9 protein-coding genes are annotated in these 7,659 nt (G+C 63.4%); 2 read left to right on the plus strand and 7 right to left on the minus strand.

Annotated elements, in window-relative coordinates; genetic code table 11:
* The first annotated feature begins 76 nt into the window (after nt 1-76).
* A complete protein-coding gene (gene acnA / locus Q0O40_RS07915) occupies nt 77-2,752 on the plus strand; it encodes an aconitate hydratase AcnA (RefSeq protein WP_295528359.1) in 2,676 nt (891 codons plus the stop codon).
* Between the two features lie 177 nt (nt 2,753-2,929).
* Here acnA and Q0O40_RS07920 read toward each other — a convergent pair whose 3' ends face one another.
* Nucleotides 2,930-3,025, minus strand: coding sequence for a PEP-CTERM sorting domain-containing protein (locus Q0O40_RS07920; RefSeq protein WP_295528360.1), 96 nt, complete (start codon nt 3,023-3,025; stop codon nt 2,930-2,932).
* 25 nt (nt 3,026-3,050) lie between these two features.
* On the opposite strand from Q0O40_RS07920, the gene Q0O40_RS07925 reads away from it, so the two are divergent.
* The gene (locus Q0O40_RS07925; RefSeq protein ID WP_295528363.1) at nt 3,051-3,875 is read left to right on the plus strand and encodes a hypothetical protein; all 825 of its coding nucleotides are present in this window, start codon (nt 3,051-3,053) and stop codon (nt 3,873-3,875) included.
* A 473-nt stretch (nt 3,876-4,348) separates the two neighbouring features.
* Here Q0O40_RS07925 and ruvB read toward each other — a convergent pair whose 3' ends face one another.
* From ruvB to Q0O40_RS07955, 6 genes are all read right to left on the minus strand, one after another.
* Nucleotides 4,349-5,389: a Holliday junction branch migration DNA helicase RuvB gene (ruvB, locus tag Q0O40_RS07930; RefSeq protein WP_295528365.1), complete on the minus strand. Its 1,041-nt coding sequence runs from the start codon at nt 5,387-5,389 to the stop codon at nt 4,349-4,351.
* A complete protein-coding gene (locus Q0O40_RS07935) occupies nt 5,386-5,682 on the minus strand; it encodes a type II toxin-antitoxin system RelE/ParE family toxin (RefSeq protein WP_295528368.1) in 297 nt (98 codons plus the stop codon). The genes ruvB and Q0O40_RS07935 overlap by 4 nt, the downstream gene beginning before the upstream one ends.
* On the minus strand, nt 5,675-5,923 hold the full coding sequence (locus Q0O40_RS07940; RefSeq protein ID WP_295528371.1) for a type II toxin-antitoxin system ParD family antitoxin: 249 nt from the start codon (nt 5,921-5,923) through the stop codon (nt 5,675-5,677). The genes Q0O40_RS07935 and Q0O40_RS07940 overlap by 8 nt, the downstream gene beginning before the upstream one ends.
* 61 nt (nt 5,924-5,984) lie before the next feature.
* Nucleotides 5,985-6,671 carry a hypothetical protein gene (locus Q0O40_RS07945; protein ID WP_295528374.1) on the minus strand — a complete coding sequence of 229 codons (687 nt, stop codon included), beginning with the start codon at nt 6,669-6,671 and terminating at the stop codon, nt 5,985-5,987.
* A gap of 89 nt (nt 6,672-6,760) precedes the next feature.
* Nucleotides 6,761-7,381, minus strand: a complete 621-nt coding sequence (gene ruvA / locus Q0O40_RS07950; RefSeq protein ID WP_295528377.1) for a Holliday junction branch migration protein RuvA — start codon at nt 7,379-7,381, stop codon at nt 6,761-6,763.
* 133 nt (nt 7,382-7,514) lie between these two features.
* The coding region (locus tag Q0O40_RS07955) for a crossover junction endodeoxyribonuclease RuvC (RefSeq protein ID WP_295528385.1) at nt 7,515-7,659 on the minus strand (145 nt) is incomplete at its 5' end.

Here is a 7,659-nt window from a genome sequence, read left to right on the forward strand (position 1 = left end):
CGCGCATCCGCAGCGCCATAATCCGGGGGCGCGCCCGGGGCAATTCTGACACCATCAGCACAGGAAACGCTCATCCATGACCCAGGTCGGACAGGACTCACTCGGCACCCGCAGCACGCTCGATGTCGGCGGCAAGCAATTTACCTACTACGCGCTGAGCAAGGCTGCTGAAAAGTTTGGCGATATCTCGCGGCTGCCGTTCTCGATGAAGGTGCTGCTCGAAAATCTGCTGCGCTTCGAGGACGGCGGCTTCACGGTATCGACCGATGATGTGAAGGCCCTGATCGACTGGCAGAAGGACCCCTCATCGAGCAGCGAGATCCAGTACCGCCCGGCGCGCGTGCTGTTGCAGGATTTCACCGGCGTGCCTTGCGTGGTCGATCTGGCCGCGATGCGCGATGCCATCGCCAAGCTGGGCGGTGACACCAGCAAGATCAATCCGCTGGTGCCGGTGCATCTGGTGATCGATCACTCGGTGATGGTCGACGAGTTCGGCCACCCCAAGGCGTTCGAACAGAACGTCGAGATCGAGTATTATCGCAACGGCGAGCGCTATGACTTCCTCAAGTGGGGCTCGAAGTCGCTGTCGAATTTCAAGGCGGTGCCTCCGGGCACGGGCATCTGCCATCAGGTGAACCTCGAACACATCGCGCAGGCGGTGTGGACCAGCACCGACCAGCACGGCGCGACCGTGGCCTATCCCGATACGTGCGTGGGCACCGACAGCCACACCACGATGATCAACGGCCTTGGCGTGCTCGGCTGGGGCGTGGGCGGGATCGAGGCCGAGGCGGCGATGCTGGGCCAGCCGGTTTCGATGCTGATCCCCGAAGTGGTCGGCTTCAAGCTGACCGGCGCGCTGATGGAAGGCATAACGGCCACCGATCTGGTGCTGACCGCGACGCAAATGCTGCGCGCGCACGGCGTCGTCGGGCGCTTTGTGGAATACTATGGCCCCGGCCTTGCCACGCTGTCGCTGGCCGACCGCGCCACGCTGGCCAACATGGCCCCCGAATACGGCGCGACCTGCGGCTTCTTTGGCGTGGACGACAAGACCATCGACTATCTGCGCCTCACCGGCCGCGATGAAAGCCAGATCGCGCTGGTCGAAGCCTATGCCAAGGCGCAGGGCCTGTGGGTCGATCCCGCCTCGTCCGATCCGGTGTTCACATCGAGCCTGGAGCTCGACATGAACACCGTCGTGCCGTCGCTGGCCGGGCCGAAGCGCCCACAGGACAAGGTGATCCTGACCGAGGTGGACGATGTGTTCAACGCCGACCTCGCCTCGGTCTACAAGCATGCGCACGCCAAGCGCGTGGCCGTGGAAGGCAAAACCCACGATATCGGCGATGGCGATGTGGTGATCGCGGCGATCACCAGCTGCACCAACACCTCGAACCCCGGCGTGCTGGTGGCCGCCGGGCTGGTTGCCAAAAAGGCCAACGAACTGGGCCTGAAGCCCAAGCCATGGGTCAAGACCAGCCTGGCACCGGGATCGCAAGTGGTGACCGATTACCTCGTGAAAGCGGGCCTGCAGGAGCACCTCGACGCGGTGGGCTTCAATCTGGTCGGCTATGGCTGCACCACCTGCATCGGCAATTCCGGCCCGCTGGCCGAACCGATCAGCACGGCGATCAATGCGAACGATATCGTCGCCGCTTCGGTTATTTCGGGCAACCGCAACTTTGAAGGCCGCGTCTCGCCCGATGTGCGCGCCAATTTCCTCGCCTCGCCGCCGCTGGTGGTCGCCTACGCGCTCAAAGGCACGGTGACCGAGGACTTCACCACCACGCCGATCGGCGTTTCGAGCGCGGGCAACGATGTGTTCCTGCGCGACATCTGGCCGAGCAACGCCGAAGTCACCTCGACCATGAACGCCTGCGTCAGCCGCGAAATGTTCGTCACGCGCTATGCCGAAGTCTACAAGGGCGACGCGCACTGGCAGGCGATCAACGTGACCGGCAGCGACACTTATGCGTGGCGCGCGGGATCGACCTATGTCGCCAATCCGCCCTATTTCGAGGGCATGAGCATGACCCCGGCACCGGTGAACGACATCATCGAGGCGAAGCCGCTGGCGATTCTGGGCGATTCGATCACCACCGATCACATCTCGCCGGCCGGATCGATCAAGGCCGACAGCCCAGCGGGCAAATGGCTGATGGAGCATCAGGTCGCCAAGGCCGATTTCAATTCCTATGGCGCGCGGCGCGGCCATCACGATGTGATGATGCGCGGCACCTTTGCCAATATCCGCATCAAGAACGAGATGGTCCCCGGCATCGAAGGCGGCATGAGCCGCTATGGCGAGGAAGTCGGCGCGATTTACGACGTTGCGATGCAGCACAAGGCCGATGGCACACCGATGGTAGTGATCGCGGGCAAGGAATACGGCACCGGATCGAGCCGCGACTGGGCGGCCAAGGGCACCAACCTGCTGGGCGTGCGCGCGGTGATCGTCGAGAGCTTCGAGCGCATCCACCGCTCGAATCTGGTCGGCATGGGCGTGCTTCCGCTGCAGTTTGTGGACGGCGAAAGCCGCCAGAGCCTTGGCCTGACGGGCGACGACAGCTTCACGATTCTAGGCGTCGCCAACCTCGAGCCGCGCCAGATGGTCGATGTGGCCGTGACCCGCGCCGATGGCAGCAGCTTCACCTTCAAGGCGCTGTGCCGGATCGATACCGCCAACGAGCTCGAATACTACATGAACGGCGGCATCCTGCACTACGTGCTGCGGAAATTGGCGGCCTGAGGTGCCCCCGGAGCATCTCGCTTAGATCCCGAATGGCTCATCGCAAGACCCGCTCCGGCTGGGCTTGTCGAAGGGTGAGCGAGGTTCGTTAAGGTAACACGTTTTCGTCGAACATGCGAAAAGGGCGGCTCCCTCGCGGTGCCGCCCTTTTTTTGTGGTTGCTTCAGCGCTTTGGGATCAGGCGGCGGGCGGGGTCTTCATGCCCTGACGGCGGCGGATGACGAGGCCTGCCGCCGCTGCGCCAAAGAGCAGGACCATCGAAGGCTCGGGCACTGGGGTGCCGCCGGTGGTGCCGCCATTGGTCGTGCCGTTCGACGAGGTCGAGGTCGAGGTGGACGTCGAGGTCGATCCGTTCGAGGACGAACTGGTCGACGACGAGGTCGAGCTGCTGGTGCTGCTCGACGTCGACGAGCTGGTGCTGGTGCTCACGTTGCCCGAGCTGCTGGAGCTGGTGCTGGTGCTGACATTGCCAGAGCTGCTTGAGCTCGTGCTGACATTGCCGGAGCTGCTCGAAGTGCTGCTGATGCCGCCCGTGCTGGTCGAGGTGGACGTGCTGACACCGCCCGTGCTCGTGCTGACGCCGCCGGTGCTGGTGGTGGAGCTTGTGCTCACTCCGCCCGTGCTGGTGCTGACGCCGCCGGTGCTCGTGCTCACGCCGCCCGTGCTGGTGCTGATCCCGCCGGTGCTCGTGCTCACACCGCCCGAGCTGGTGCTGACACCGCCCGTGCTCGTGCTGACGCCGCCGGTGCTGGTGCTGGTGCTGATCCCGCCGGTGCTGGTGCTGACGCCGCCCGAAGTGGAGGAGGTCGAACCGCCCGACGTCGAAGTGGAACCGCCCGAGGTGGACGTGGAGCCGCCCGAGGTCGAAACACCGCCGGTCGAAGTCGAGGTTGAACCGCCCGACGTCGAAAAGCCGCCGGTCGAGGAAGAGGTGGAGCCACCCGAGGTTGAAATGCCGCCGGTCGTGGTCGAGGAGATGACCACGCTGCCACCGCCGCCGCCGCTGCCACCGAAGAACCCGCCGAAGAAGCCGCCGCCGAAGCCGCCGAAGCCGCCGCCGCCGATCACCACCGGCACGCCGCCACCGCCGCCCGACTGCTGGGGCGGCATCGGCGGCAGATAGGGCACGGGCACCATCGCCATCTGCTGGGGCTGAGCATACGTCCGCGTCACCGTGGTCTTCACGATGCGGCGCGTGCGGCGCACTTTGCGCGGCGCCGAGCGTTGCGCATAATGCCGCACTTTGGCCTGCTTTACCTTGATCGGCTTGGAATGGCGGATCTCGTTCGTGAACGGTGCTTCTGAAACATGCACTGCACCGCCGCCAAGGACCGCGCCGCCCAGCGCGCAGGCCGCCAGTTTCACCAATGCTAAACGAACAGACATGATAGCGGCCTTCTTGTTCCTGCCGGGTCGCCGCGCTGGTCCTTCCGAAAAGACCAGACCGGCAATCCTGATGGCTGGAACAATGCAGATCAAAACCCGCGCGGCAATGCCAATAGCGCCCAATCAGGGCCGACGAAGCGCAGTAAAGGCCCGATTTCCGGGCGTCCCGCCGGTTGTGTGCCAAAGTGGAACCGAATTGGGCGCGGGGGTTTACGCGTCGTCGGCGAACAAGCCGGGCAGCGGTCCGGGCGATGCGGCTGGCGGCGGGGCAAGGCCAAGGTGCTGCCAGCCCAGATCATTGAGGCAGCGCCCGCGCGCGGTGCGGGCGACCATGCCGAGTTGGATCAGATAAGGCTCGATCACGTCCTCGATCGTATCGCGCGGTTCAGAAAGGCCCGCTGCCAGCGTTTCGACCCCGACCGGCCCGCCTTTGTAGATACCCGCGATCATCGAAAGGTAGCGCCGGTCCTGCAGATCGAGCCCGAGCTTGTCGACTTCGAGCCGGGTAAGCGCCGAATCCGCCAGTTCCTGCGTGATCACCGGCTCGCCCGCCACGGCGGCAAAATCGCGCACGCGGCGCAGCAACCGCCCGGCCACACGCGGGGTGCCGCGCGCGCGCTGCGCAATCTCGCGCGCGCCATCCGGGCTGAGGCCGATGCCCAAGAGCCCCGCGCCGCGCAGCACGACCCGCTCAAGCTCCGCCACCGAATAGAATTGCAACCGGACCGGGATGCCGAACCGGTCGCGCAAGGGGGTGGTGAGCAGACCGGCGCGGGTGGTCGCGCCGATCAGGGTGAAGGCCGGCAGATCGATCCGCACCGAGCGCGCCGATGGCCCCTCGCCGATGATGAGATCGAGCGCGCGGTCCTCCATCGCGGGATAGAGCACTTCTTCGACTACCGGATTGAGCCGGTGAATCTCGTCGATGAACAGGACATCGCCATGTTCCAGATTGGTGAGCAGCGCGGCGAGATCGCCTGCCTTGGCGATCACCGGGCCGCTGGTGGCGCGGAAATTCACCCCCAGTTCGCGCGCGATGATCGCCGCCAGCGTGGTCTTGCCAAGCCCGGGCGGGCCGAAGAACAACACATGATCCATCGCCTCGCGCCGCATCTTCGCGCTCTCGATGAACACGCGCAAGTTATCGCGCGCCGCCTCTTGCCCGACGAATTCCTCAAGCGTTTTGGGGCGCAGCGCGGCGTCCGGGTCTTCGGGCTGGCGCTGGGGGGTGAGGATGGGGTTGTCGGTCATGGCCTCAGGTGCGCCGGAATGTCTTGCGAGTGATGGAGGATGCGTTGAATGAAAACGGTGTCGTCGGTAAAGCGGTAGAAGATCAAATGACGGCGATGCACTTTGCAACGCGTGCCTTCACGCAATTCAGAGCGGAGCCTTCCTGCTAAAGTGTATTGGCCAAGTAGCGAGAACACCACCTGAAAGCCGCGAGCATATTCGGACGCGATCTCGTCACCGAATTGCGCGGCTCCGTATTCGTCAATCGCCGCGAGGTCCTTGCGCGCGGCGGCGCTGAACTTGATCTTAGCCACGCCGGGCGCGGCGCTCGGCGATGATTTCCTCAATGATCGCTTCCGGCTCGGCGTCGAGATAGCCTGAAGCTTCACCTTCTTCGATCAACGCGCGGACCCGAGCCACATCCTCGGCCTCCGCGCGGTGACGCCGAATAAGATCGCGCAAGTAGTCCCCTGCGTCGGCGTAGTGCCCGAGCGCAATCTGCTGCTCGATCCAGTTCTGCAGCGCCGAAGGGAGTGAAAAGCTGAGGTCAGTCATCGGTGCACCTTACTGTCTTGTGCCGTGTCCGCCAACGGTATGAGGGGGATAAGCAAGGCGGTCATTCAACAGATCTTGCGTTCCAAGGCGTGTAGTCGTGTTCTTTGTATCGCTTGATGCGGCTGCTTATCTCAAGAAAGAACTGGTCGCAGTTCTTGCGCGAGAACAAAAGGCCGTGCGCTTCTCCATGGATCTTGTCCCACACATTGACGTGGGGGGTGGGACCCACCAATCCGAACGGACTTTGATCCACAAAACGAGCATAATTGAAAATGGAGTGCGCGAGCATCCGCACTTTCGCGGTATCGAGCAGAAGGCCGTATAGGCTGATTACGGCGTCAACTTGATAAAGATTGAGGCTGCGATATCGCGAAGTCAAAATCTGTAAACTTCCAATCAACTCAGCAATATGACGAATGTTTTCTTGGTCGGTCAGTGATTGGATGAAGGACTGCAAAGCGGGAATGGCGGTTGTGAGAAATTGCTGTGAGGGAAGGACTTTCGAGCTTTCGTCGGGAGCTAGCTCAGCGAGCCAGTCTGTCTTCTCACCAAAGCCTCTTGCTTCGATTTCATCCGAAACGGCGGTCGCAATTTTGAGACAAAAATCGCTGATCTCCGACAGGACAAGGGGCATGATTGCGCGAGAGGCATTATGTCGTTGCTGGCGCTCATTTTCATGAAGCCTGTCCGCCTGATTTATCTGCCGCCTAATTGCGCTTACCGTTAGAAGTGCTGCGGAGAATGCCAAGCAGCCGCCAATCAGCGTTTGCCATTCATATAAACAATAGCTTGGATCTAAGACCCAATTTGCTCGGACTCGACAAAACATATCTTAGTTTACCCCGTCGCCCGCTTGAGCGCCACCCGCACCAGTTCATTCAGCCCCGCATCCTCGCCCAGTTCCTTCACCGCTGCCGCCACCGCCATGCTGGCGGTGGCGGGCTTGAAGCCGAGGTTTTGCAGGGCCGAGATGGCGTCTGCGCTGACCGATCCGGCGGGTGCTGCGCCCAGCCCTTCGATCGGCGGGGTGCCGGCGCCGGCCGCGATAGGGGCAATGCCGCCGGCCTTGTCCTTCAGTTCGTTGACGATGCGGCTGGCGAGTTTGGGGCCGACGCCTTGCGCGCGCGCGACCATCGCTGCGTCGCCGCCCGCGCAGGCGCGCTGAATTTCTTCGGCGGAAAGCGCGGAGAGGATCGCGAGCGCGACTTTGCTGCCCACGCCTTGCACGGCGGTGAGCAGGCGGAACCAGCCGCGTTCGCCGGCGCTAGCAAAGCCGATCAGGCGCTGGTCGGTCTCGCTCACCTGCAGCTCGGTGTGGATCACCACGCGGTCGCCGCGGATGCCCAGATGCGTCAGCGTTTTGGCCGAGCAGTGGACGAGGTAGCCGACGCCGCCCACGTCGATGATCGCCCAATCGGGGCCGCTGTCATCAAGAATTCCGGTGAGCTTTGCGATCATGATTTGTTCTTATGGCAGGCATTTCAGAGGGGAACAAGCCCACCCCCCTGCAACTAACTTCACAGCGACTACCGTCGCGGCGCTCAGCAAGTCTCGCTCCCCTGCCGCAAGCGGGAGGGGTGGGGGGTGGGCCTCAGCGGTGACTGCCCAGCATGTTGGCATGGGTGATCGCCACCGCGAGCGCGTCCGCCGCGTCTGCGCCTGCCAGCTTCACGCCGGGGAGCAACACTTTGAGCATGGCCTGCACTTGCTCTTTTTCGGCCTTGCCAGTGCCGACC

It is taken from the genome of Novosphingobium sp. Chol11 (genome assembly GCF_945870625.1).
Lineage (GTDB): Bacteria > Pseudomonadota > Alphaproteobacteria > Sphingomonadales > Sphingomonadaceae > Novosphingobium.

Coding starts and splice junctions, on each gene's coding strand:
- ruvA (WP_295528377.1), bottom strand. CDS start 7,381: ATGATCGCAAAGCTCACCGGAATTCTTGATGACAGCGGCCCCGATTGG.
- acnA (WP_295528359.1), top strand. CDS start 77: ATGACCCAGGTCGGACAGGACTCACTCGGCACCCGCAGCACGCTCGAT.
- Q0O40_RS07940 (WP_295528371.1), bottom strand. CDS start 5,923: ATGACTGACCTCAGCTTTTCACTCCCTTCGGCGCTGCAGAACTGGATC.
- ruvB (WP_295528365.1), bottom strand. CDS start 5,389: ATGACCGACAACCCCATCCTCACCCCCCAGCGCCAGCCCGAAGACCCG.